This window comes from Salmonella sp. 32082101201600294FB01SM01 (assembly GCF_017572865.1).
Classification (GTDB): Bacteria; Pseudomonadota; Gammaproteobacteria; order Enterobacterales; family Enterobacteriaceae; genus Salmonella; species Salmonella enterica.
In genome coordinates this window covers 107,971-131,756 of the sequence record NZ_JAGESB010000005.1, presented here as the reverse complement: position 1 = coordinate 131,756, position 23,786 = coordinate 107,971, and the positions used below count along the sequence as shown (strand labels likewise).

Sequence of the window (23,786 nt, the reverse complement as noted above, 5' to 3'; positions counted from 1 at the left end):
GCAGATAGCATTCTGATTAGAAGCTTTCCCAGTTCGCCTGTTCTGCGGCGGGCTGTGGCGTTAAACCTTTGCTTAACGGCGTTGGCGACGCCTCCCGACGAGGCTGTTTCTGGATGCGGAACGCGGCGACCGCCTGACGAAGTTCGTTAGCCTGATCTTCCAGCGCCGCTGCCGCTGCTGCGGATTCCTCTACCAGCGAGGCGTTTTGCTGCGTCACGCTGTCCATTTCCGATACCGCCTGCGCCACCTGCTCAATGCCTTTGCTTTGCTCATCGGAGGCAGAGGCGATTTCGCCCATAATATCGGTCACGCGGGTCACGGCGTTAACGATCTCTTTCATGGTTTCTCCCGCTTCGCGTACCTGCGTAGAGCCGGTATCAATGCGCGACACGGAGTTTTCAATCAGCACTTTGATCTCTTTGGCGGCCTGCGCGCTACGGCTGGCCAACGTGCGTACCTCTCCGGCCACGACCGCGAATCCTCGCCCCTGTTCGCCGGCGCGGGCGGCTTCTACCGCGGCGTTCAGCGCCAGGATATTAGTCTGGAAGGCGATACCGTCAATCACGCTGGTGATGTCCACGATTTTTTCCGAGCTTTCGGCGATATCGTTCATGGTGTTCACTACGTTATCCACCACGCGTCCTCCTTTACGCGCGGTTTCTGATGCGGTTTTCGCCAGACCCGTCGCCTGGCGTGCGTTATCGGTGTTTTGCCGTACCGTGGCGGTTAACTGTTCCATGCTGGCGGCGGTCTCCTCCAGCGCCGAGGCCTGCTGTTCGGTACGGGAAGAGAGGTCGCTGCTGCCGGCGGAAATTTCGCCTGCGCCAGTATAGATAGAGTCTGCGTTATCGCGCACCGCGCTGACGGTACGGATTAACGACTGCTGCATCGTTTTGAGACCGGCGGCCAGTTGGCCCATTTCACTGCGTCCTTCGGCCTCTATCTCATGGGTAAGATCGCCGTCGGCGATAGTTTGAATGTGCGCCATAATCCGTTGCAGCGGGCGGAGTAGAACGCGTTGCAGCCCCAGCCAGATAAACGCCAGCACGATGAGTACGATAAGTAGAATTATCCCCAGCGTCCATTGCATCTGGGTAAAACTGCTCTGATTCTGATCGCTGGCTAATTTTATTAATTGCGCATTTTGAGAGAGCCACTGGTTATATACCTGCTCCATGTCATCCTGCGCTTTTTGCGCGTCGAGGTTGCCATAGGCGGCGTAATTATCGGCTTTAAGATAGTGGATAGACTGCTGCAAAACGTCATACATCTGCTTGAAGCTGGCTTCGGCCTGGGCATCCAACGCCGGATCTTTTCCCGCGATCGCTTCGGAGTTCACGTAGTTGTTGAAATGCTTTTCCGCTTCGTTGAGCGACGCGCCAGCGTTGGTTAACAGCGTGTTCATGGCGTCCAGCGAGGCGGGATCGCGCTGATTTTTTAACATGCGTATCGCCACGCGGTTAATAGTGACGCGGGTTTCAATCAATGTCTGAAAACTGCCGCCCAGTTCCTGTTGTTGGTAACTCAGTGCGCTCGCATTCTGGAAATTCAGCCGATCGCTGCTGACGGCGGAATAAAACAGTATTCCTGTCACCAACAATAAGGCGCTAAATATGCCCAGCGTCGCGATAACGCCGGTGATGACTTTGATATTTTTCATAGTGCCTAACATTCCTTATTTTGTAGACGGTATGATCAATATCGGTTGGATAAAAATTAACCTTACATCAAATCACGCTATTTCTGATTAATGGTTTGATAAGTAATAGAAAATAAATAATTTTCGCGTGAATAATATGTACAAAGAAAGGAATATCGCGGGATAACCCGGCGACACGACGCCGCCGGGTGGGAGAAGATTAGTTTTTACGCAGCAAACGTAGCGCATTGGCGGTCACCAATACCGTGGCCCCCGTATCCGCCAGGATTGCCAGCCATAGCCCGGTAAAACCCAGTAGCGTCGTCACCAGGAAAATAGCTTTCAGCCCCAGCGCAATGGTGATGTTCTGCCGGATATTCGCGTGGGTAGCGCGCGCCAGCGTAATCATCTGCGCTAACCCGCGCAGACGGTTATGAGTAAGGGCGGCGTCAGCCGTTTCCAGCGCGACGTCAGTACCGCTGCCCATCGCAATTCCGATACTGGCGGCTTTCATCGCGGGCGCATCATTAATGCCGTCGCCCACCATTGCCAGCGGCGCTTGTTGGTTAAGGGCGGTGACTGCCCGCACCTTGTCTTCCGGCAGTAGCCCGGCTTTAAACGCCAGATCCAGCTCGCCGGCAATCGCTGCCGCCGCCCGTGGGTTATCGCCAGTCAGAATCACGCCGTTAACGCCTAACTGATGCAGATCGCGGATGGCGTCGCGCGCATCGTCACGCAACGTATCCTGGAGGGCGAGGACGCCAAGTACGGTCTCGTTACGCAGCACCAGAACCACCGTCTGCCCGGCGTTTTCCAGTTCGCTAATTTGCCCGGCAAACGCTGCCGCAGGCTGTTTTCCCGCCGCGCAAATCAGAATACGTTCGCCGTTAACCTGCGCTTCAATTCCGGTGCCGGCCAGCGTTCGCTGCGATTCCGCCGTCGGGATCGCCAGATCGCGTGTCTGCGCTTCGCGGACAATAGCCTGCGCCAGCGGGTGCGTAGCGCCTTGTTCTACGGCTGCCGCCAGCGCCAACAGTTCAGCCTCGCTGATACCGCTTGCCGGATGAATCGCCGTCACCCGTGGTTTACCGATGGTCAACGTACCGGTTTTATCAAAGGCGACCTGCGTGATACGGCCCAGTTGCTCCAGCGCTGCGCCGCCTTTAATCAATGCGCCGCGCCGTGCCGCCGCCGCCAGCCCGGAGGTAATGGCCGCGGGCGTGGAGATCACCAGCGCGCACGGGCAACCGATGAGCAGCAGCGTCAGCCCTTTATAAATCCACTCCTGCCAGCCGCCATCGAACATCAGCGGCGGAATAAGCGTCACCAGCAGCGCGATGACCATAATGACTGGCGTATAGATGCGGCTGAAACGGTCAATAAACCGCTCAATGGGCGCACGGCGCTCTTCCGCCTCTTCAATCAGCGTCAGGATACGGTCAATCGCGCTGGCGCCAGGTTCAGATAGCACCTCCAGGGTGACGAGACGGTCAACGCTGGTCGCGCCTGCCGGGACTTTGTCGCCCGTTGCGCGCTCCACTGGGATAGACTCGCCGGTGAGCGCGCTTTCATCAAAGCTGGCGAAACCGGAAACCAGTTTACCGTCGGCGGGTAAACGCCCCCCGGCGGCGACTTCGATAATATCGCCCGGTCGCAGGGTATTAATAGCGACCTCTTCCCGTACGCCGTCGCGCAGACGGGTCGCCGTTTCCGGTTTAAGCGCCATTAACGCGCTGACGCCTTTACGGGCGCGGCTGGCGGCCCATCCTTCCAGGCGCTCGCCGATGAGGAACAGCAGCAATACCATTGCCGCCTCCGCCGTCGCGCCAATAAACAGCGCGCCAATGGCGGCGACGCTCATCAGCGTTTCAATAGCGAACCAACTGCCGCTTTTCATCAGCCGCAGCGCCTGGCGGGCAATAGGATACAGACCGACCAGAGTGGTGACGATAAAGGCCAGTTGGCCGAACGGGTGGTTAAATTGCTCCAGCCCCCAGCTTATCGCCATCATAATGATCAGCGTAATAAGCGGCAGGTTCTCTTTAAGACGAGATTCAGGCGCGGCGTCGCGCGAATCTTCGCTACGCAAGGTATAACCCGCCTTCTGTACGGTGCGTTCAATTTGCGCGCGGAGGTCGGTGTCGGCATCGACCACTAACTTTTCGGTGGCGAACAGCACTTGCGCCTGGTTGACGCCGCGAATTTGGCGTACCGCATTCTCCACTTTTCGAGCGCAGGCGGCGCAGTCCATGCCGGAGATTTTCCAGGTATAGCGCGTGCCTGCCACGGCAGTAGAAACAGGCGCGCTGGACGCGCAATGTTCTTCGCAGCAGCAGCTATCGGCCTTCTGTATTGCCGGGGCTAATCTGAAGGAGGTAAAGGGCGGGACTTTTTTGCCATCGGTATCAGGGGTCGACATAACGTCCTCCGGTTGATGATAATTTTCTCATTAACCGGAGGATACACTCTGGAGTCGACTCCAGAGTCAAGCGCTATTATTTACAGGTACAGCGAGCGAACAATCAGGAAGTGTCCGGCAAAGTAGCAGGCGGCGGCAATCGCGTTATCCGCCCGGAAACGGCGGCGGTAATGGCTACCCAGCCAGACGATATTGCCGATAAACAGCAGCGTCGCGCCGGTAAAGGCCGAAAGGGCTGGCGCCGTTGGGCGGAAGAACCACAGTTCGCCCGCCAGCCAGACCATGACCAGAGTCATGGCGATAAAAGTACACACCGGCCAGCGTAGCTCCTCCAGTCGCGTCCAGATAACGGCGATAAGCAACGCGCCGACTATCAGTAACGCCAGCGGCAGCGGCCAGAAGAACGACAACGTCATTTGGCTGGCAAAGTAAATGGTGTAGAGCAGATGCGATAAGAAAAATGCCCCGACGGCGTACAGCAGGCGTTGACGCGGTAAGAGCGTTAACGCATCGCCGACCAGCGAGGCGCACAGCCCGGCCAACACAAGATAACTGATGGCGTCAAACATCGGCGCTTGCCAGGCCAGTAACAGCAACAGTAATAACGTGACGGGCTTAAAAACCCAGCGTTGCCAGGCTGGCCCGCGATAGGAGGCGTCCACATACAGCCATGCGGACAGGCAGACAGCGATAAACGACCAAAGCATCTTAATTCCTTGAATTCGTTATTTTTTCGCAAACGGTATGCTTGCGGCTCTATTATTCAGTGTAGAGGCCGTGACGGTCAGATGACAACACTATAACGGGCAGGGTATGCTTATTTCCGCATTTTCTGACAGGTTAACAGTATGAGTAAGCCACCGCTTTTCTTCATTATAATCATTGCATTAATCGTAGTTGCCGCGTCGTTCCGCTTCGTTCAGCAACGGCGGGAAAAAGCCGCTAATGAGGCGGCGCCGTTACAGCAAAAGCTGGTCGTGGTCAGCAATAAACGGGAGAAGCCGGTTAATGACCGACGCTCTCGCCAGCAGGAAGTGAGCCCGGCGGGAACCAGTATGCGCTATGAGGCAAGTTTTAAGCCGCTCAATGGCGGTCTGGAAAAAACGTTCCGTTTACAAGCGCAGCAGTACCACGCTTTGACGGTGGGCGATCAAGGTACGCTGAGCTATAAGGGAACGCGGTTCGTCGGGTTTGTTAGCCGTACCCCGGATAACGAATAAACCGTCATCCGGCAGCAAACGTTATTTTTTGTTCTTAAACTTCTTCTGCCAGACCAGCAGCTCAAACACGCCGAACAGGAAAATGCGGATTTTCTCTCCCGTCGTCATCTGCGGACCCTCTTTCGGTATCGTTGATTTCAGCAACGCCAACTGCATACCGTGCATCAGCGCCATGAACACCAACGCCACGTTGACGAAGATATTGAGCGGGCGCGGGAAGGGTTGCACCAGATTAAGAATCAAAAATGCCCACACGAAGAGCATTAATAAGCGGCCCAGATTAATCAACATCATTTTCTCCTTGCGCGTCGCGCTGATACAGACGATAAGCGACCTGTCCGGCCACCTTTTCTCGATACAATGCCCAGTTCGCCGGAACGGGCGGCAGACCGTTTTCCACCTCGCTTTCTACGTAGATTAGCGCGTCGTCGGCCAGCCATCCCTGGGTTTCCAGCAATTGTAACGTCTCTTCCAGCAGCCCTTTACGAAACGGCGGGTCGACAAAGACGACGTGATGCGGCGTTCCCGGCTGGCTGAGGAAGGCCAGAGTATTGGTATTGACGACGCGAGCATTGTTGGCTTTCAGCGTCGCCAGATTTTTTTGCAACTGCTGCGATACGGCGCGATCCATTTCCAGTAACGTTGCCTGGGCCGCATAACGCGATAGCGCCTCCAGGCCCAGAGCGCCGCTGCCGGCAAAGCAATCCAGACAATGGGCGTCTACCATTACCGGAGCCAGCCAGTTAAATAACGTTTCGCGCACGCGATCGGTGGTGGGACGCAGACCCGGGCTGTCCGGAACCGGTAATTTACGGCCACGCCATTGCCCGCCAATAATGCGGATTTGGCCGCTGCCAGAGTGAGTCGTTTTTTTCATTTCTCTTGCTCGAACCGCCTGTTGCAAGTTATTCCAGGCGGTGATGTGAATTAAGTTAAGTGATAGACTATTTCATCATTTTTTTAGCTTCCATGTATATAGCGCCGCGAGGGGTGTAGTCGCAGATGGCAAAACAGAAAAAACGTGGCTTCTTTTCCTGGTTGGGCTTCGGTGATAAAGAGCAGAAGCAGGAACAGACCGAAGAACAACAGATTGTTGAGGAACAACGACCGGTTGAGCCCCCTGTTGAAACGGCGGCAGACGTAGATGCGCAAACGCCCGCGCACAGCAAAGCAGAAACCGAAGCCTTTGCGGAAGAGGTGGTGGACGTTACTGAGAAAGTTCAGGAGAGCGAAAAACCGCAGCCGGTAGAGCCGGAGCCCGCGACGGCTGTTGAGACGGCAGCGCCGCAGATCGCGGTGGAACGCGAAGAATTGCCGCTGCCGGAAGAGGTCAAAGACGAGGCTATCTCGCCGGAAGAGTGGCAGGCCGAAGCGGAAACCGTAGAGGTCATTGCCGCGGTAGAAGAAGAGGGCGAAAACGCGGCGAAATTCACCGACGAAGAGCTGGAAGCGCAGGCGCTGGCCGCTCAGGCGGCGGAAGAGGCGGTGATGGTTGTTCCGCCAGCGGAAGAAGACGCGCCGGTGGAAGCGATCGTTCAGGAGCAGGAAAAACCGACTAAAGAAGGTTTCTTTGCCCGCCTGAAACGCAGCCTGCTGAAAACCAAAGAAAATCTCGGTTCCGGATTTATCAGTCTGTTCCGCGGCAAGAAAATCGACGATGATTTGTTCGAGGAGCTGGAAGAGCAGTTGCTCATCGCTGATGTCGGGGTAGAAACCACGCGTAAGATTATCGCTAATCTGACGGAAGGCGCCAGCCGCAAACAGCTTAAAGATGCCGAGGCGCTGTATGGTCTGTTGAAAGACGAGATGGGCGAGATTCTGGCGAAGGTAGACGAACCGCTTAATATTGAAGGTAAAACGCCTTTTGTTATTCTGATGGTTGGCGTGAACGGCGTGGGTAAAACCACTACTATCGGTAAACTGGCGCGCCAGTTTGAGCAGCAGGGTAAATCAGTGATGCTGGCGGCGGGGGATACTTTCCGCGCGGCGGCGGTCGAACAGCTACAGGTCTGGGGACAGCGTAACAACATTCCGGTTATCGCCCAGCATACCGGCGCGGACTCCGCCTCGGTGATTTTTGACGCTATCCAGGCCGCGAAGGCGCGTAATGTGGATGTATTAATTGCCGATACGGCAGGGCGTTTGCAGAACAAGTCGCACCTGATGGAAGAGCTGAAAAAAATCGTTCGCGTCATGAAAAAGCTGGACGAAGAAGCGCCACATGAAGTTATGCTGACCATTGACGCCAGCACCGGACAGAACGCGGTAAGCCAGGCCAAACTGTTCCATGAAGCGGTAGGCTTAACCGGTATTACCCTGACCAAGCTGGACGGTACGGCGAAAGGCGGGGTGATTTTCTCGGTAGCTGACCAGTTTGGCATTCCTATTCGTTACATTGGCGTGGGCGAACGTATCGAGGATTTGCGTCCGTTTAAGGCGGACGATTTTATTGAGGCACTTTTTGCCCGAGAGGATTAACAATGATTCGCTTTGAACATGTCAGCAAGGCCTATCTCGGCGGGAGACAAGCGCTGCAGGGAGTGACATTCCATATGCGGCCAGGCGAGATGGCGTTTCTGACCGGCCACTCCGGCGCGGGGAAAAGTACCCTGCTGAAGCTAATCTGTGGGATTGAGCGGCCCAGCGCCGGCAAAATCTTCTTCAGCGGGCATGATATTACGCGCCTGAAAAACCGCGAAGTGCCGTTTTTGCGCCGCCAGATTGGGATGATTTTCCAGGATCACCATCTGCTGATGGATCGCACGGTCTATGACAATGTGGCGATACCGTTAATCATTGCCGGCGCCAGCGGCGATGATATCCGTCGTCGTGTGTCGGCGGCGCTGGATAAGGTTGGACTACTGGACAAAGCGAGAAACTTCCCGATTCAACTCTCCGGAGGCGAACAACAGCGCGTGGGCATCGCCCGCGCGGTGGTCAATAAGCCAGCGGTATTGCTGGCGGATGAACCGACCGGGAACCTGGACGACGCGTTGTCGGAAGGGATTTTACGTCTGTTTGAAGAGTTTAACCGCGTAGGGGTGACGGTACTGATGGCGACGCACGATATTGGACTTATCTCCCGTCGTTCCTATAGGCAGCTCGTCCTGAGCGATGGACATCTGCATGGAGGCCTGGCCAATGAATAGGCGCGACGCGATTAACCAAATCAGGCAGTTCGGCGGACGGTTGGATCGACTGCGTAAGTCTCGCGGCGGAACAGGCGGCGGGCGCAACGCGCCAGGACGCCAGAAGCCGACGCCGAAACCGAACTCACGTAAAACAAATGTCTTTAATGAACAGGTGCGCTATGCCTGGCACGGCGCGCTGCAAGATCTGAAAAGCAAACCGCTGGCGACGTTTCTGACGGTGATGGTGATCGCCATCTCCCTGACGCTGCCCAGCGTCTGTTACATGGTCTATAAGAACGTCAACCAGGCGGCGACTCAGTACTATCCGTCGCCGCAGATCACCGTTTATCTGCAAAAAACGCTGGATGATGACGCGGCGGCGCGGGTTGTTGGGCAGCTTCAGGCCGAGCAGGGCGTTGAGAAGGTCAACTACCTGTCCCGTGAGGACGCGCTGGGAGAATTCCGCAACTGGTCGGGTTTTGGCGGCGCGCTGGATATGCTGGAAGAGAACCCGCTGCCGGCGGTGGCGGTGGTGATCCCCAAGCTGGACTTCCAGAGTACCGCCTCGCTTAATACGCTGCGCGACCGTATCTCGCAGATTAACGGCATTGACGAAGTCCGCATGGATGATAGCTGGTTTGCGCGCCTGGCGGCGCTCACCGGGCTGGTGGGCCGCGTGTCGGCGATGATTGGCGTGCTGATGGTCGCGGCGGTCTTCCTCGTTATCGGCAACAGCGTGCGCCTGAGCATTTTTGCCCGTCGCGATACCATTAACGTGCAAAAGCTGATTGGCGCGACCGATGGCTTTATCCTGCGTCCGTTCCTCTATGGCGGCGCGTTGCTCGGTTTTTCCGGCGCGTTTCTTTCACTGATATTGTCTGAAATTTTGGTGATGCGTTTATCATCGGCGGTGACTGAAGTGGCGCAGGTCTTCGGCACGAAGTTTGATCTCAATGGCTTATCGTTCGATGAGTGCCTGTTGCTGCTGCTGGTCTGTTCCATGATTGGCTGGATCGCCGCCTGGCTGGCCACGGTGCAACATTTACGTCACTTTACTCCCGATTGATAAAATCGTGGTATAATCTTTCCCTGCAATGGGCTTCCGTTCGCAGGGAAAGAGTCCCTGTTGTCTCTTCCCCGCGCGTCATCTTTATGTCACAAGATTTGTGCAAATTATGCACAGTGTTACATTGAACTTGTGGATAAAATCACTGTCTGATAAAAGAGTGGGTGATATTCTCGTTGCTCATCGGCTTTGGCACGGTTGTTGCTCGCTGACGGTGCCAGGCAATACTGATTGAGAGGATTTGAATGACCAAAGAAATGCAAAATTTAGCTTTAGCCCCTGTTGGCAACCTGGAATCTTATATCCGGGCGGCGAACGCGTGGCCGATGTTATCGGCTGACGAGGAGCGGGCATTGGCTGAAAGGCTGCATTACCAGGGCGATCTGGAAGCAGCTAAAACGCTGATCCTGTCTCACCTGCGCTTTGTTGTTCATATTGCTCGTAACTATGCGGGCTATGGTCTGCCGCAGGCGGATTTGATCCAGGAAGGCAACATCGGCCTGATGAAAGCCGTACGTCGTTTTAACCCGGAAGTAGGCGTGCGCCTGGTTTCCTTCGCCGTACACTGGATTAAAGCAGAAATTCACGAATACGTGCTGCGTAACTGGCGTATCGTTAAAGTCGCAACCACGAAAGCGCAGCGTAAGCTGTTCTTTAATCTGCGTAAAACCAAGCAGCGTCTGGGCTGGTTTAATCAGGATGAGGTTGAAATGGTGGCGCGCGAACTGGGTGTTTCCAGTAAAGACGTGCGTGAGATGGAGTCGCGTATGGCGGCGCAGGACATGACGTTTGACATGTCTTCGGACGATGAGTCCGACAGCCAGCCAATGGCGCCGGTGCTGTATCTGCAGGATAAATCGTCTAACTTTGCCGACGGCATTGAAGACGATAACTGGGAAGAGCAGGCCGCCAACCGACTGACCGATGCGATGCAGGGGCTCGACGAGCGTAGCCAGGATATTATCCGCGCTCGCTGGCTGGACGAAGACAATAAGTCTACGTTGCAGGAGCTGGCCGATCGTTACGGCGTCTCCGCTGAGCGTGTGCGCCAGCTTGAAAAGAACGCCATGAAAAAGCTTCGCGCTGCGATCGAAGCGTAATCTTCGCGAATTGCCAATGAACCCTCGAATGTGAATTCGGGGGTTTTGTTTTTTGTAGGCCGGATAAGGCGTTTACGCTGCCATCCGGCAACACGTTTGCCCGATGGCGCTTCGCTTATCGGGCCTACGGGCCCTTCCTCTCCCCCACCGACACAAATCTGTTATCTGAATGTAAATTTAGCTATTCCAAAGTAATAAAAATCGGGTATGTTTTAGCAGAGTATGCTGCTAAAGCACGGGTAGCTAGCCAATAATCGAAATAAAGTGCTGAACAATAACACCACAACACACGTAACAACCAGAATAATGGGGATTATCAGGATGAATATGAAGGGTAAAACGTTATTGGCAGGATGTATCGCCCTGTCATTAAGCCATATGGCATTCGCAGAGGACATTAAAGTCGCGGTTGTCGGCGCGATGTCCGGTCCGGTAGCGCAGTATGGCGATCAGGAGTTTACCGGTGCGGAACAGGCAATTGCCGATATCAATGCGAAAGGCGGTATTAAAGGCGATAAGCTCGTCGCGGTGAAATATGACGACGCCTGTGACCCGAAACAGGCGGTAGCTGTCGCTAACAAAGTGGTGAACGACGGCATCAAGTATGTTATCGGTCACTTATGCTCCTCTTCCACACAGCCAGCGTCTGATATCTACGAAGACGAAGGCATCCTGATGATAACCCCGGCGGCGACCGCGCCGGAGCTGACCGCACGCGGCTATAACCTGATTTTGCGTACCACCGGTCTGGACTCTGACCAGGGGCCAACGGCGGCAAAGTATATTCTGGAGAAGGTAAAACCGCAGCGCATCGCGATTATCCACGATAAGCAGCAGTACGGCGAAGGGCTGGCGCGCGCGGTGCAGGACGGTCTGAAGAAAGGCGGCGTTAACGTCGTATTCTTTGACGGCATCACTGCCGGCGAAAAAGATTTCTCCACTCTGGTAGCGCGTCTGAAAAAAGAGAATATCGACTTTGTCTACTACGGCGGTTATCACCCGGAAATGGGGCAGATCCTGCGCCAGTCTCGCGCCGCAGGGCTGAAAACCCAGTTTATGGGGCCGGAAGGGGTGGCGAACGTCTCGCTGTCTAACATCGCCGGAGAGTCAGCGGAAGGCTTACTGGTCACCAAACCGAAGAACTACGATCAGGTGCCGGCGAACAAACCGATTGTGGATGCCATCAAAGCCAAGAAACAAGATCCTAGCGGCGCATTCGTGTGGACCACCTACGCCGCGCTGCAATCCTTACAGGCGGGGCTGAACCACTCCGACGATCCGGCGGAAATTGCCAAATACCTGAAAGGCGCCACGGTCGACACCGTAATGGGACCGCTGTCGTGGGATGAGAAAGGCGATCTGAAAGGATTTGAGTTCGGCGTATTTGACTGGCATGCGAACGGTACGGCGACAGACGCTAAGTAATTTTCCTGGCGCCTTTCGCGCTGCAGGTGCGTTGGCTACGTTATTCAACCCCGGTCACTTACTTATGTAAGCTCCCGGGGATTTCATAACTTGCCGCCTGCCTGCAACGCGAAATTCTTGGAAAATTGCGAGGTGGTTTTTATCTTTTCTCCCGGCATGTAGGCCGGATAAGCGTCAGCGCCATCCGGCTTTCTTTTAGCGCTTCTCCCAGCCGTCATGCTGGGCGGTAAAACCTAACGCCTGCATAAACGCGGCCATCACGCTGCGGTCTTCAACACCGACATCCGCCATCCACCACGACGAGACGTTGGGATTATCGCGGATGACTTCTTCTACCAGGTATTGCCCGACGCCGCGACGACGGGTGATTTCACGCACGCGTAAGGAATCCAGCGCGCCCTGCGTTCCGCTCAGCGTCACTCTTACGGCGCCCAACAAACGCTCGTTAAACCGCGCGGCATAAATCCGGTGCGTTTCATCTACGCTTAATGAGGAGGCGGAATATTCCGGCCAGATTTTGCCCAGATCGATCTGATCCTGAGCGCTAAAGTGTTCTAAACGAAGGATAGTCAGCTTCATCGACGGCTTGTCCCGATTTCAAAAGATGCGATCAGTGTACCGAAACAGGCAGGCCAGATGCTTTCTCTTTTTTGTGTCATTTACCAGGTTATTAATTTTTTAACAACGATAATTACAGTTTGAAGCATTAGAGAATGGAAAACAGGCAGCATAATTCCCTGAATGCTAGTGAATTATTCCGCTTAATATGCCGTTATTTTATGCTGACAAGCGTGCTTTTTTTTGTTTATCTATAGCGAAAAGCAGAATATTATCTTTCCTTAATAGACTGAAAAATAGAGATTTTAATCTTATTATGCTTTAAATGCTGCGCTAACTCATTAATGAGTCAGTAAAAAGCGCACCATTTATAAAAAGTACAGTCTGCTTTTTAACCAGCAAAAAACAAAACATATAACATCACGAATGGGGATACAGGCACATGAAACGGAAAGCGAAAACAATAATCGCAGGGATTGTTGCATTAGCAGTCTCGCAGGGGGCAATGGCAGATGATATTAAAGTCGCCATAGTCGGGGCGATGTCCGGCCCGGTAGCGCAATGGGGCGATATGGAATTTAACGGCGCGCGCCAGGCCATTAAAGACATCAACGCTAAAGGCGGTATTAAAGGCGATAAGCTGGTCGGCGTAGAGTACGATGATGCCTGCGATCCAAAACAGGCGGTGGCGGTGGCCAACAAAATCGTTAACGACGGTATTCAGTACGTTATTGGTCACTTGTGTTCTTCTTCTACTCAGCCAGCATCCGATATCTATGAAGATGAAGGTATTCTGATGATCTCCCCAGGGGCGACTAACCCGGAGCTGACCCAGCGCGGCTATCAGTACATTATGCGTACCGCCGGCCTGGACTCCTCCCAGGGGCCAACAGCCGCGAAATATATCCTGGAAACGGTGAAACCGCAGCGCATCGCTATCATTCACGATAAACAGCAATACGGCGAAGGACTGGCGCGCTCCGTGCAGGATGGCCTGAAGCAAGGCAATGCCAATATTGTCTTTTTTGATGGTATTACCGCCGGCGAAAAAGATTTCTCCGCCCTGATTGCCCGCTTGCAAAAAGAGAATATCGACTTTGTGTATTACGGCGGCTACTACCCGGAAATGGGGCAAATGCTGCGCCAGGCGCGGGCTAATGGCCTGAAAACGCAATTTATGGGGCCGGAAGGCGTGGGTAACGCGTCGCTGTCCAATATTGCGGGCGGTGCGGCGGAAGGCATGTTGGTGACGATGCCAAAACGTTATGACCAGGACCCGGCGAATAAAGCGATTGTTGAGGCGCTGAAAGCCGACAAGAAAGATCCCAGCGGTCCGTATGTCTGGATCACCTACGCCGCCGTCCAGTCGCTGGCGACCGCAATGACGCGTAGCGCCAGCCATGCTCCGCTGGATCTGGTGAAAGATCTTAAAGCTAACGGGGCTGATACCGTTATTGGGCCGCTGAAATGGGATGAAAAAGGCGATCTTAAGGGATTTGAATTTGGCGTCTTCCAGTGGCACGCCGACGGCTCGTCAACCGTCGCGAAGTAATGCCAGAAGATAAGTTATCCCACCGCCCGCACGCCGGGCGGGTTTAAAAAGGTTACCTTATGTCCGAGCAGTTTCTCTATTTCTTGCAGCAGATGTTTAACGGCGTCACGCTGGGGAGCACCTACGCGCTGATTGCTATCGGTTATACGATGGTGTACGGCATTATCGGCATGATCAACTTCGCTCATGGCGAGGTGTATATGATCGGCAGCTACGTCTCTTTTATGATAATCGCCGCGCTAATGATGATGGGAATAGACACCAGTTGGCTCCTGGTGGCCGCCGGATTTATCGGCGCGATTATTATTGCCAGCGCCTACGGCTGGAGTATCGAGCGAGTCGCTTACCGGCCTGTGCGCAACTCCAAGCGCCTGATCGCCCTGATTTCCGCCATCGGGATGTCTATCTTTCTGCAAAACTACGTCAGCCTGACGGAAGGTTCGCGCGACGTGGCGTTACCCAGCCTGTTTAACGGCCAGTGGATTGTGGGCAGCAGCGAAAACTTTTCCGCGTCCATCACCACCATGCAGGCGGTTATCTGGATAGTCACCTTTCTGGCTATGCTGGCGCTCACCATTTTCATTCGCTACTCCCGGATGGGCCGCGCCTGCCGCGCCTGCGCGGAGGATCTGAAAATGGCCAGCCTGCTCGGCATTAATACCGACCGCGTCATTGCGCTAACGTTTGTTATCGGCGCGGCAATGGCGGCGGTGGCGGGTGTGCTGCTTGGGCAATTTTACGGCGTGATTAACCCCTACATCGGTTTTATGGCCGGGATGAAAGCGTTCACCGCGGCGGTGCTGGGCGGTATTGGCAGCATTCCGGGCGCGATGATCGGCGGTCTGATTTTGGGCGTTGCCGAAGCGCTCTCGTCTGCATATTTAAGTACCGAATATAAAGATGTCGTGTCGTTCGCTCTGCTGATTCTGGTACTGCTGGTGATGCCGACCGGTATCCTGGGGCGTCCGGAGGTAGAGAAAGTATGAAACCGATGCATATTGCGATGGCTCTGTTCTCTGCGGCGATGTTCTTCGTTCTGGCTGGCGTCTTCATGGGCGTACAACTGGAGCTGGACGGCACCAAACTGGTGGTGGATACCGCCGCCGACATCCGTTGGCAGTGGATCTTTATCGGTACGGCAGTGGTTTTTTTCTTTCAGTTGCTGCGTCCGATGTTCCAGAAAGCGGTGAAGCACGTCTCCGGACCGAAGTTTATTCTGCCGGCGATCGATGGCTCTACCGTTAAGCAAAAGCTGTTTCTGATGGCGTTGCTGGTTATCGCCGTGGCGTGGCCGTTTATGGTGTCGCGCGGTAGCGTGGATATCGCCACTATGACCATGATTTATATCATCCTCGGTCTGGGGCTGAACGTGGTGGTGGGGCTGTCCGGCCTGCTGGTATTGGGCTACGGCGGCTTTTACGCCATCGGCGCTTATACCTTTGCGCTGCTCAACCACTATTATGGTTTGGGTTTCTGGACCTGCCTGCCGCTGGCGGGACTGGTCTCCGCCGCCGCTGGTTTCCTGCTCGGCTTCCCGGTACTGCGTCTGCGCGGCGACTATCTGGCGATTGTGACGCTCGGCTTCGGCGAAATCGTCCGTATCCTGCTGCTCAACAACACTGAAATTACCGGCGGCCCGAACGGCATCAGTCAGATCCCCAAACCGACGCTGTTTGGTCTGGAGTTTAGCCGCAACACCCGCGAAGGCGGCTGGGATACCTTCAGCAATTTCTTTGGCGTGAAGTACGACCCATCCGATCGGGTCATTTTCCTCTATCTAGTGGCCCTGTTGCTGGTGGTCCTGTCGCTGTTTGTCATTAACCGCCTGCTGCGTATGCCGCTGGGCCGGGCGTGGGAAGCGTTGCGTGAAGATGAGATCGCCTGTCGCTCATTAGGTTTAAGCCCGACGCGCATCAAGCTGACCGCTTTTACTATCAGCGCCGCGTTTGCCGGTTTCGCCGGGACGTTGTTTGCCGCCCGCCAGGGCTTTGTCAGCCCGGAATCCTTCACCTTCGCCGAATCCGCCTTCGTGCTGGCGATTGTGGTGCTGGGCGGAATGGGCTCGCAGTTTGCGGTGATCCTGGCGGCGGTTCTGTTGGTGGTGTCGCGCGAGCTGATGCGCGACTTCAACGAATACAGCATGTTGATGCTCGGCGGTTTGATGGTGTTGATGATGATCTGGCGCCCGCAGGGATTGCTGCCGATGACGCGTCCGCAGTTGAAGCTGAAAAGTGGTCAGGCGAAAGGAGAGCAGGCATGAGTCAGCCATTATTAGCGGTTAACGGCCTGATGATGCGCTTTGGCGGTTTGCTGGCGGTCAACAATGTATCGCTGGAATTGCGTGAGCGGGAAATTGTGTCGCTGATTGGCCCTAACGGCGCGGGTAAAACGACGGTGTTTAACTGCCTGACCGGTTTTTATAAGCCGACAGGCGGTACGATCACGTTGCGCGAGCGGCATCTGGAAGGATTGCCGGGCCAGCAGATCGCCCGCATGGGCGTGGTACGTACTTTCCAGCATGTTCGCCTGTTTCGCGAAATGACGGTGATTGAAAACCTGCTGGTGGCGCAGCACCAGCAACTGAAAACGGGCCTCTTTTCCGGCCTGTTGAAAACGCCCGCTTTCCGCCGCGCGCAAAGCGAAGCGCTGGACCGCGCGGCGACCTGGCTTGAGCGTATTGGCCTGCTGGAACATGCCAACCGCCAAGCCAGTAATCTGGCCTACGGCGACCAGCGCCGGCTGGAGATTGCCCGCTGCATGGTGACGCAGCCAGAAATTCTGATGCTCGACGAACCGGCGGCTGGTCTTAACCCGAAAGAGACCAAAGAGCTGGATGAGCTGATTGCCGAACTACGTAACCATCACAACACCACCATATTACTGATTGAACACGATATGAAGCTGGTGATGGGCATTTCCGATCGCATTTACGTGGTGAACCAGGGCACGCCGCTGGCGAACGGCACGCCAGAAGAGATCCGCAACAACCCGGACGTCATCCGCGCTTATCTGGGTGAGGCATAAGATGGAAAAAACGATGTTAACGTTTGAAAAAGTCAGCGCCCACTACGGCAAAATTCAGGCGCTGCACGACGTCAGTCTGCACATCAACCAGGGGGAAATCGTTACCCTGATTGGCGCTAACGGCGCGGGGAAAACGACGCTGCTTGGCACCTTGTGCGGCGATCCGCGCGCCTCCAGCGGACGGGTGGTGTTTGACGGTAAAGACATCACCGACTGGCAGACGGCGAAAATCATGCGTGAAGCGGTGGCGATAGTGCCGGAAGGGCGGCGCGTCTTCTCGCGGATGACGGTAGAAGAGAACCTGGCGATGGGCGGTTTTTTTGCCGAGCGCGATCGGTTTCAGGAGCGTATCAAGTGGGTGTACGAGCTGTTTCCGCGCCTGCATGAGCGCCGTATCCAGCGAGCGGGCACCATGTCCGGCGGCGAACAGCAGATGCTGGCGATTGGCCGCGCGCTGATGAGCCAGCCGAGGCTATTGCTGCTGGATGAACCGTCGCTGGGGCTGGCGCCGATCATCATCCAGCAGATCTTCGACACCATTGAGCAGTTGCGCGAGCAGGGTATGACCATCTTCCTTGTCGAGCAAAACGCTAACCAGGCGCTGAAGCTCGCCGACCGCGGTTATGTGCTGGAAAACGGCCACGTGGTGCTATCCGATACCGGTGATGCACTGCTGGCGAACGAAGCGGTGCGCAGCGCCTATCTGGGCGGTTAGACTGTGCCAAGGGGGAAGCGCGTGCGCCGCCCCCGGTAACGGCAAGCGGTAAAATTTTTCAAAAGAGCCTGATGGCTCTTTTTTTGTACGTGTTTGTTGTACAATAAACATGTACAACTGGGGAGGTGTTTATGCGTACGGTTAACTATAGCGAAGCGCGGCAAAATCTGGCCGAAGTCCTGGAAAGTGCGGTGACGGGGGGCCCTGTCACCATCACGCGTCGTGGGCATAAGTCCGCAGTGATCATCAGCGCCGAGGAGTTTGAGCGTTATCAGACGGCGCGAATGGATGATGAGTTTGCTGCCATTATGGCGGTTCATGGCAATGAGCTCAGGGAGCTGGCGGATAAATGACCCTACAACTTATCTCAGCGGAAGAGATAATTCAGTTTCACGACAGGCTTCTCCGCGTTACGCCTGGTGTAACAGGTATGCCTGATCCTGGCCGCGCGGAAGCGCTAATGTACCGGGTACTCAATCAAATCGAATATGAAGGGGTGACCGACGTGTGGCTGCTGGCGGCAATGCATTTGCTCGCTATATCCCGTGGGCATATCTTCAATGATGGTAACAAACGCACCGCCTTATTTATTACGCTGCTGTTTTTAAAGCGTAACGGGGTCTCACTCGCTGCGAATCCGGATTTTGTCGATATGACAGTCGATGCGGCGGCAGGGCGGCTTACGCTGGAGCAAATTGCCGTTCGCTTACGCGCCTGAGATGTTAATCCCGGCGACGCTCCGCCTGGTTGAGTTACGGCATGTGTGCCGTCCCCGGGAATAATGTCGTACCTATCCGTGCCGTAGCTCCCACTTTTCTTTTCCGGCGCTTTCACTGCCTTGCCATCTCTCTGTCGCCTTACTATCTTTTTTTTGTAATAAAAAAGTTATTTTTCTGTCATTCGAGCATGTCATGTTACCCCCGCGAACATAAAACGCGTGATATCGCGCATCCCGGCACAAAAAGAGAGATAACCGATGATATCGTTACGACATACAGCTTTAGGACTGGCGCTGAGTCTGGCATTTACGGGTCAGGCGTTGGCCGTCACCACTATTCCATTCTGGCATTCAATGGAAGGGGAGTTAGGCAAAGAAGTTGATTCACTGGCGCAACGTTTCAACCAGGCCAATCCGGATTACAAAATCGTTCCGGTCTATAAGGGGAACTATGAACAGAACCTGAGCGCCGGGATCGCGGCATTCCGTACCGGCAACGCGCCGGCAATATTGCAGGTTTATGAGGTTGGGACGGCGACCATGATGGCCTCGAAAGCCATTAAGCCGGTTTATGAAGTGTTTAAAGACGCCGGTATTAACTTTGACGAGTCCCAGTTTGTACCAACCGTTGCAGGCTACTACACCGATGCTAAAAGCGGGCATCTGCTCTCCCAGCCCTTTAACAGCTCCACGCCGGTACTGTACTACAACAAAGACGCCTTTAAGAAAGCCGGTTTAGATCCGGAACAGCCGCCGAAAACCTGGCAGGAGCTGGCTGACTATACCGCGAAACTGAGAGCGGCAGGCATGAAATGCGGTTACGCCAGCGGCTGGCAAGGCTGGATCCAACTGGAAAACTTCAGCGCCTGGAACGGTCTCCCCTTCGCCAGTAAAAACAATGGCTTTGACGGTACAGATGCGGTGCTGGAGTTTAATAAGCCAGAGCAGGTGAAACATATCGCGCTGCTGGAAGAGATGAATAAAAAAGGCGATTTTAGCTATGTTGGGCGTAAGGACGAGTCTACCGAGAAGTTTTATAACGGTGACTGCGCGATGACAACCGCGTCCTCCGGTTCGCTCGCCAATATCCGCCAGTATGCCAAATTTAACTATGGCGTGGGTATGATGCCGTACGACGCTGATATCAAGGGCGCGCCGCAAAACGCCATTATCGGCGGAGCCAGCCTATGGGTCATGCAGGGTAAAGATAAAGAAACCTATACCGGCGTCGCCAAATTCCTCGACTTCCTGGCAAAACCGGAAAACGCTGCTGAATGGCATCAAAAAACCGGCTACCTGCCGATTACCACCGCCGCCTACGAGCTGACCCGCGAGCAGGGTTATTACGATAAAAACCCCGGTGCGGATATCGCCACTCGCCAGATGTTGAATAAGCCGCCGTTACCCTTCACCAAAGGCTTGCGTCTGGGCAATATGCCGCAGATTCGTACCATCGTGGACGAAGAGCTGGAAAGCGTCTGGACCGGGAAGAAAACCCCACAACAGGCGTTGGATACCGCGGTGGATCGCGGGAATCAGTTACTGCGTCGTTTTGAGAAAGCGAGCAAATCTTAAGTGTATAAGTGCCTGATGGTGCTGCGCTTATCAGGCCTACAGCGTTTGTAGGCCGGATAAGGTGCTTGCACCGCCATCCGGCACCTTCCAGGAAAAGAACCTTCATGTCATCATCCCGTCCGGTGTTCCGCTCGCGTTGGCTGCCGTATTTACTGGTTGCCCCGCAGTTGGTTATCACCGTTATTTTCTTTATCTGGCCTGCGGGCGAAGCGCTGTGGTATTCGCTGCAAAGCGTCGATCCGTTTGGTTTTTCCAGCCAATTTGTCGGGCTGGAGAATTTCGTCGCGCTTTTTCACGACAGTTATTATCTCGACGCCTTCTGGACGACGATTAAATTCAGCGCGCTGGTCACGTTTAGCGGCCTGCTGGTCTCGTTGTTTTTCGCCGCCCTGGTGGATTACGTGGTGCGCGGCAGCCGTTTTTATCAGACGCTGATGCTGCTGCCTTATGCCGTCGCGCCCGCCGTCGCCGCCGTATTGTGGATTTTCCTGTTTAACCCGGGGCGGGGATTAATCACTCATTTCCTCGGCGAATTCGGCTATGACTGGAACCATGCGCAAAACAGCGGTCAGGCGATGTTCCTGGTGGTATTTGCGTCAGTCTGGAAGCAGATTAGTTACAACTTTTTATTTTTCTTTGCCGCGCTGCAATCCATTCCCCGCTCGCTGGTGGAAGCGGCGGCCATTGACGGCGCCGGGCCGATTCGTCGTTTCTTCCGGCTTTCTTTGCCGCTTATTGCGCCGGTCAGTTTCTTCCTGCTGGTGGTCAACCTGGTGTATGCCTTTTTCGACACCTTCCCGGTGATCGACGCCGCGACCGCCGGCGGGCCGGTACAAGCCACCACGACGCTGATTTATAAGATCTATCGCGAAGGGTTTACCGGCCTGGATCTCTCGGCGTCCGCCGCGCAGTCGGTGGTGTTGATGTTCCTCGTCATCATTCTGACGGTGGTGCAGTTCCGCTATGTGGAAAGTAAGGTGCGTTACCAATGATAGAGAATCGTCGCGGGCTGACAATATTCAGCCATACCATGCTGATTCTGGGGATCGCGGTCATTTTGTTTCCTCTGTATGTCGCGTTTGTCGCGGCGACGCTGGACGACCGCGCGGTGTTTGAGACGCCGATGACGCTGCTTCCCGGCACGCAGTTACTGGAGAATATCAAAACTATTTGGGTCAACGGCGTCGGTGTTAATAGCGCGCCATTCTGGCTGATGATGCTTAACAGTTTCATTATGGCGTTCAGCATTACGGTAGGCAAAATCACGGTATCTATGCTTTCCGCATTCGCCATCGTCTGGTTTCGTTTTCCCCTGCGTAACCTGTTCTTCTGGATGATTTTTATCACCCTGATGCTGCCGGTTGAAGTGCGTATCTTCCCGACGGTGGAAGTGATCGCCAATCTGAAAATGCTCGACAGCTATGCTGGTCTGACGCTACCGCTGATGGCGTCCGCTACCGCCACTTTCCTGTTTCGTCAGTTCTTCATGACGCTTCCGGATGAACTGGTGGAGGCGGCCCGTATTGACGGCGCGTCGCCGATGCGCTTTTTCCGCGACATCGTGTTGCCGCTGTCAAAAACCAACCTGGCGGCGTTATTCGTCATCACCTTTATCTACGGCTGGAACCAGTATCTGTGGCCGCTGTTGATTATCACCGACGTGAATCTTGGCACTGCCGTAGCGGGTATCAAAGGGATGATCGCCACCGGCGAAGGTACCACGCAATGGAACCAGGTGATGGCGGCAATGCTGCTGACCCTTATTCCCCCGGTTGTCATCGTTTTAGCCATGCAGCGCGCGTTTGTGCGTGGCCTGGTCGATAGTGAGAAATAAAAATGGCTGGTTTAAAACTACAGGCAGTAACCAAAAGCTGGGACGGCAAAACCCAGGTCATTCAACCGTTAACGCTGGACGTGGCGGATGGCGAATTTATCGTGATGGTCGGGCCGTCCGGCTGCGGCAAATCAACGTTGTTGCGGATGGTGGCCGGTCTGGAACGCGTGACCAGCGGCGATATCTGGATTGATCGCAAACGTGTCACCGAGATGGAGCCCAAAGATCGCGGCATCGCGATGGTATTTCAGAACTATGCTCTCTATCCCCATATGAGCGTAGAGGAGAACATGGCGTGGGGACTAAAAATTCGCGGTATGAGCAAAGCGCATATTGAAGAACGCGTGCGGGAGGCGGCGCGCATTCTGGAGCTGGACGGCCTGCTTAAACGCCGTCCACGCGAGCTTTCCGGCGGTCAACGGCAGCGCGTGGCAATGGGGCGCGCGATCGTCCGCGAGCCGGCAGTCTTTTTATTCGACGAACCGCTTTCTAACCTCGACGCCAAGCTGCGCGTGCAGATGCGTCTGGAGTTACAACATCTGCATCGTCGTCTTCGTACCACCTCGCTCTATGTTACTCACGATCAGGTAGAGGCGATGACGCTGGCCCAGCGGGTGATGGTGATGAATAAAGGCGTCGCAGAACAGATTGGCACGCCGGTAGAGGTGTATGAAAAACCGGCCAGTCGCTTTGTGGCAAGCTTTATTGGCAGCCCGGCGATGAACCTGTTGGATGGCGTTATCAGCGCTTCCGGCGACCGTTTCGAATTGCCTGGCGGTCTGGCGTTGCCGATTGGTGCGGGCTATCGAGGTCATGCCGGACGTAAAATGACGCTGGGTATCCGCCCGGAACATATTGCGTTAAGCTCGCAGGCGGAAGGCGGCGTGCCGCTAACGGTAGACACGCTGGAGATTCTGGGCGCGGATAATCTGGCGCATGGGCGCTGGGGCGATCAGAAACTGGTGGTGCGGTTGGCGCATCAGCAGCGCCCGGCGGCGGGCAGTACGCTATGGCTGCATCTGCCGGAACATCAGCGGCATCTTTTTGATGGCGAAACAGGACAACGTGTATGAGTAACTGGCCTTATCCCCACATTGTCGCCCATCGCGGTGGCGGTAAACTGGCGCCGGAAAACACTCTGGCGGCGATTGACGTGGGCGCGCGATACGGGCACACCATGATTGAGTTTGATGCCAAGCTGTCGAAAGACGGCGAAATTTTCCTGCTGCATGACGATAACCTGGAGCGCACCAGCAACGGTTGGGGCGTGGCGGGCGAGTTGAACTGGCAGGATTTATTGCGTGTGGACGCTGGCGGTTGGTTTAGCGGCGAATTTAAAGGCGAGCCGCTGCCGTTGCTCTCGCAGGTGGCGGAGCGCTGCCGTAAACACGGCATGATGGCGAATATTGAGATAAAACCGACAACGGGGAGCGGCAGGCTGACAGGACGCGTCGTGGCGTTGGCCGCCCGTGAACTGTGGGCCGGGATGACGCCGCCGCTGCTTTCTTCCTTTGAGATAGAGGCGCTGGAAGCGGCGCAGGCAGCAGCACCTGAACTGCCGCGTGGGTTACTGCTGGATAAATGGCGTGAAGACTGGCGTGAACTGACGACCCGTCTGGGCTGTGTTTCCCTCCATCTCAACCATAAATTACTCGATGAGACGCGAGTGCAAGAGATTAAGGCCGCGGGTCTGCGGATTCTGGTGTATACCGTCAATCAGCCCCAGCGGGCGGCAGAGCTGCTGCGCTGGGGCGTGGATTGTATCTGCACCGATCGCATTGATGACATCGGCCCTCACTTTCAGTTTTAA

25 protein-coding genes are annotated in these 23,786 nt (G+C 55.1%); 18 read left to right on the top strand and 7 right to left on the bottom strand.

Features of this window, described 5'->3' with window-relative positions; genetic code table 11:
• Positions 1-16: 16 nt before the first annotated feature.
• From J4645_RS18895 to J4645_RS18885, 3 genes are all read right to left on the bottom strand, one after another.
• A complete protein-coding gene (locus J4645_RS18895) occupies positions 17-1,660 on the bottom strand; it encodes a methyl-accepting chemotaxis citrate transducer (RefSeq protein ID WP_023215176.1) in 1,644 nt (547 codons plus the stop codon).
• Positions 1,661-1,859: 199 nt separating this feature from the next.
• Entirely contained in the window at positions 1,860-4,058 is a 2,199-nt protein-coding gene (gene zntA, locus J4645_RS18890; protein ID WP_023215175.1) for a Zn(II)/Cd(II)/Pb(II) translocating P-type ATPase ZntA, read from the bottom strand.
• Positions 4,059-4,138: 80 nt separating this feature from the next.
• The gene (locus tag J4645_RS18885) at positions 4,139-4,765 is read right to left on the bottom strand and encodes a lysoplasmalogenase (protein WP_000964735.1); all 627 of its coding nucleotides are present in this window, start codon (positions 4,763-4,765) and stop codon (positions 4,139-4,141) included.
• Between the two features lie 141 nt (positions 4,766-4,906).
• Between J4645_RS18885 and J4645_RS18880 the strand changes: the two genes are divergently transcribed.
• Positions 4,907-5,278, top strand: a complete 372-nt coding sequence (locus tag J4645_RS18880) for a DUF2500 domain-containing protein (protein WP_000042850.1) — start codon at positions 4,907-4,909, stop codon at positions 5,276-5,278.
• A 21-nt stretch (positions 5,279-5,299) separates the two neighbouring features.
• On the opposite strand, the gene J4645_RS18875 is transcribed toward J4645_RS18880, so the two are convergent.
• The gene (locus J4645_RS18875; protein WP_000906762.1) at positions 5,300-5,569 is read right to left on the bottom strand and encodes a DUF1145 family protein; all 270 of its coding nucleotides are present in this window, start codon (positions 5,567-5,569) and stop codon (positions 5,300-5,302) included.
• Complete coding sequence (gene rsmD / locus J4645_RS18870) at positions 5,559-6,155, bottom strand: 16S rRNA (guanine(966)-N(2))-methyltransferase (protein WP_000753844.1); 597 nt, start codon at positions 6,153-6,155, stop codon at positions 5,559-5,561. The genes J4645_RS18875 and rsmD overlap by 11 nt, the downstream gene beginning before the upstream one ends.
• A 125-nt stretch (positions 6,156-6,280) precedes the next feature.
• On the opposite strand from rsmD, the gene ftsY reads away from it, so the two are divergent.
• The 5 genes from ftsY (at position 6,281) to livJ (ending at position 12,000) form a co-directional block, all read left to right on the top strand.
• The gene (gene ftsY / locus J4645_RS18865; protein ID WP_023213327.1) at positions 6,281-7,756 is read left to right on the top strand and encodes a signal recognition particle-docking protein FtsY; all 1,476 of its coding nucleotides are present in this window, start codon (positions 6,281-6,283) and stop codon (positions 7,754-7,756) included.
• 2 nt (positions 7,757-7,758) lie between these two features.
• Positions 7,759-8,427, top strand: a complete 669-nt coding sequence (gene ftsE, locus J4645_RS18860; RefSeq protein WP_000617729.1) for a cell division ATP-binding protein FtsE — start codon at positions 7,759-7,761, stop codon at positions 8,425-8,427.
• Positions 8,420-9,475 carry a permease-like cell division protein FtsX gene (gene ftsX, locus J4645_RS18855; RefSeq protein ID WP_001081707.1) on the top strand — a complete coding sequence of 352 codons (1,056 nt, stop codon included), beginning with the start codon at positions 8,420-8,422 and terminating at the stop codon, positions 9,473-9,475. The genes ftsE and ftsX overlap by 8 nt, the downstream gene beginning before the upstream one ends.
• A 245-nt stretch (positions 9,476-9,720) precedes the next feature.
• Positions 9,721-10,575, top strand: coding sequence for an RNA polymerase sigma factor RpoH (rpoH, locus tag J4645_RS18850; protein ID WP_000159621.1), 855 nt, complete (start codon positions 9,721-9,723; stop codon positions 10,573-10,575).
• A gap of 321 nt (positions 10,576-10,896) precedes the next feature.
• Positions 10,897-12,000, top strand: a complete 1,104-nt coding sequence (livJ, locus tag J4645_RS18845) for a branched chain amino acid ABC transporter substrate-binding protein LivJ (RefSeq protein ID WP_001528146.1) — start codon at positions 10,897-10,899, stop codon at positions 11,998-12,000.
• Between the two features lie 83 nt (positions 12,001-12,083).
• Here the strand turns inward: livJ and J4645_RS18840 are convergent, their stop codons facing one another.
• Together J4645_RS18840 and panM are read right to left on the bottom strand one after the other, a co-directional pair.
• Positions 12,084-12,218, bottom strand: a complete 135-nt coding sequence (locus J4645_RS18840; protein ID WP_001517957.1) for a hypothetical protein — start codon at positions 12,216-12,218, stop codon at positions 12,084-12,086.
• On the bottom strand, positions 12,196-12,579 hold the full coding sequence (gene panM / locus J4645_RS18835) for an aspartate 1-decarboxylase autocleavage activator PanM (protein ID WP_000778873.1): 384 nt from the start codon (positions 12,577-12,579) through the stop codon (positions 12,196-12,198). The genes J4645_RS18840 and panM overlap by 23 nt, the downstream gene beginning before the upstream one ends.
• Positions 12,580-13,000: 421 nt before the next feature.
• Here panM and livK point away from each other — a divergent pair, with 421 nt between their 5' ends.
• The 12 genes from livK to ugpQ all read left to right on the top strand — a co-directional run bounded on the left by livK (position 13,001) and on the right by ugpQ (position 23,786).
• On the top strand, positions 13,001-14,110 hold the full coding sequence (livK, locus tag J4645_RS18830) for a high-affinity branched-chain amino acid ABC transporter substrate-binding protein LivK (protein ID WP_000822976.1): 1,110 nt from the start codon (positions 13,001-13,003) through the stop codon (positions 14,108-14,110).
• A gap of 59 nt (positions 14,111-14,169) precedes the next feature.
• Positions 14,170-15,096: a high-affinity branched-chain amino acid ABC transporter permease LivH gene (gene livH / locus J4645_RS18825; RefSeq protein ID WP_000003007.1), complete on the top strand. Its 927-nt coding sequence runs from the start codon at positions 14,170-14,172 to the stop codon at positions 15,094-15,096.
• Positions 15,093-16,370: a branched chain amino acid ABC transporter permease LivM gene (gene livM / locus J4645_RS18820; RefSeq protein ID WP_000803764.1), complete on the top strand. Its 1,278-nt coding sequence runs from the start codon at positions 15,093-15,095 to the stop codon at positions 16,368-16,370. The genes livH and livM overlap by 4 nt, the downstream gene beginning before the upstream one ends.
• Positions 16,367-17,134, top strand: coding sequence for a high-affinity branched-chain amino acid ABC transporter ATP-binding protein LivG (gene livG / locus J4645_RS18815; RefSeq protein WP_000082083.1), 768 nt, complete (start codon positions 16,367-16,369; stop codon positions 17,132-17,134). Before livM ends, livG begins: the two co-directional genes overlap by 4 nt.
• Position 17,135: 1 nt before the next feature.
• Positions 17,136-17,849, top strand: coding sequence for a high-affinity branched-chain amino acid ABC transporter ATP-binding protein LivF (gene livF / locus J4645_RS18810; RefSeq protein ID WP_000416114.1), 714 nt, complete (start codon positions 17,136-17,138; stop codon positions 17,847-17,849).
• A gap of 131 nt (positions 17,850-17,980) precedes the next feature.
• Positions 17,981-18,202, top strand: coding sequence for a type II toxin-antitoxin system Phd/YefM family antitoxin (locus J4645_RS18805; RefSeq protein WP_001520924.1), 222 nt, complete (start codon positions 17,981-17,983; stop codon positions 18,200-18,202).
• On the top strand, positions 18,199-18,567 hold the full coding sequence (locus J4645_RS18800) for a type II toxin-antitoxin system death-on-curing family toxin (RefSeq protein WP_001549713.1): 369 nt from the start codon (positions 18,199-18,201) through the stop codon (positions 18,565-18,567). The genes J4645_RS18805 and J4645_RS18800 overlap by 4 nt, the downstream gene beginning before the upstream one ends.
• Before the next feature lie 258 nt (positions 18,568-18,825).
• Positions 18,826-20,142 (top strand): sn-glycerol-3-phosphate ABC transporter substrate-binding protein UgpB, encoded by a 1,317-nt coding sequence (gene ugpB, locus J4645_RS18795; protein WP_000624747.1) that lies wholly within the window; start codon positions 18,826-18,828, stop codon positions 20,140-20,142.
• A 104-nt stretch (positions 20,143-20,246) separates the two neighbouring features.
• A complete protein-coding gene (gene ugpA / locus J4645_RS18790; RefSeq protein WP_000099303.1) occupies positions 20,247-21,134 on the top strand; it encodes a sn-glycerol-3-phosphate ABC transporter permease UgpA in 888 nt (295 codons plus the stop codon).
• Positions 21,131-21,976 carry a sn-glycerol-3-phosphate ABC transporter permease UgpE gene (ugpE, locus tag J4645_RS18785; RefSeq protein WP_000572196.1) on the top strand — a complete coding sequence of 282 codons (846 nt, stop codon included), beginning with the start codon at positions 21,131-21,133 and terminating at the stop codon, positions 21,974-21,976. Before ugpA ends, ugpE begins: the two co-directional genes overlap by 4 nt.
• 2 nt (positions 21,977-21,978) lie before the next feature.
• A complete protein-coding gene (locus tag J4645_RS18780) occupies positions 21,979-23,049 on the top strand; it encodes a sn-glycerol-3-phosphate import ATP-binding protein UgpC (RefSeq protein ID WP_000907842.1) in 1,071 nt (356 codons plus the stop codon).
• On the top strand, positions 23,046-23,786 hold the full coding sequence (gene ugpQ, locus J4645_RS18775; RefSeq protein WP_000073548.1) for a glycerophosphodiester phosphodiesterase: 741 nt from the start codon (positions 23,046-23,048) through the stop codon (positions 23,784-23,786). Before J4645_RS18780 ends, ugpQ begins: the two co-directional genes overlap by 4 nt.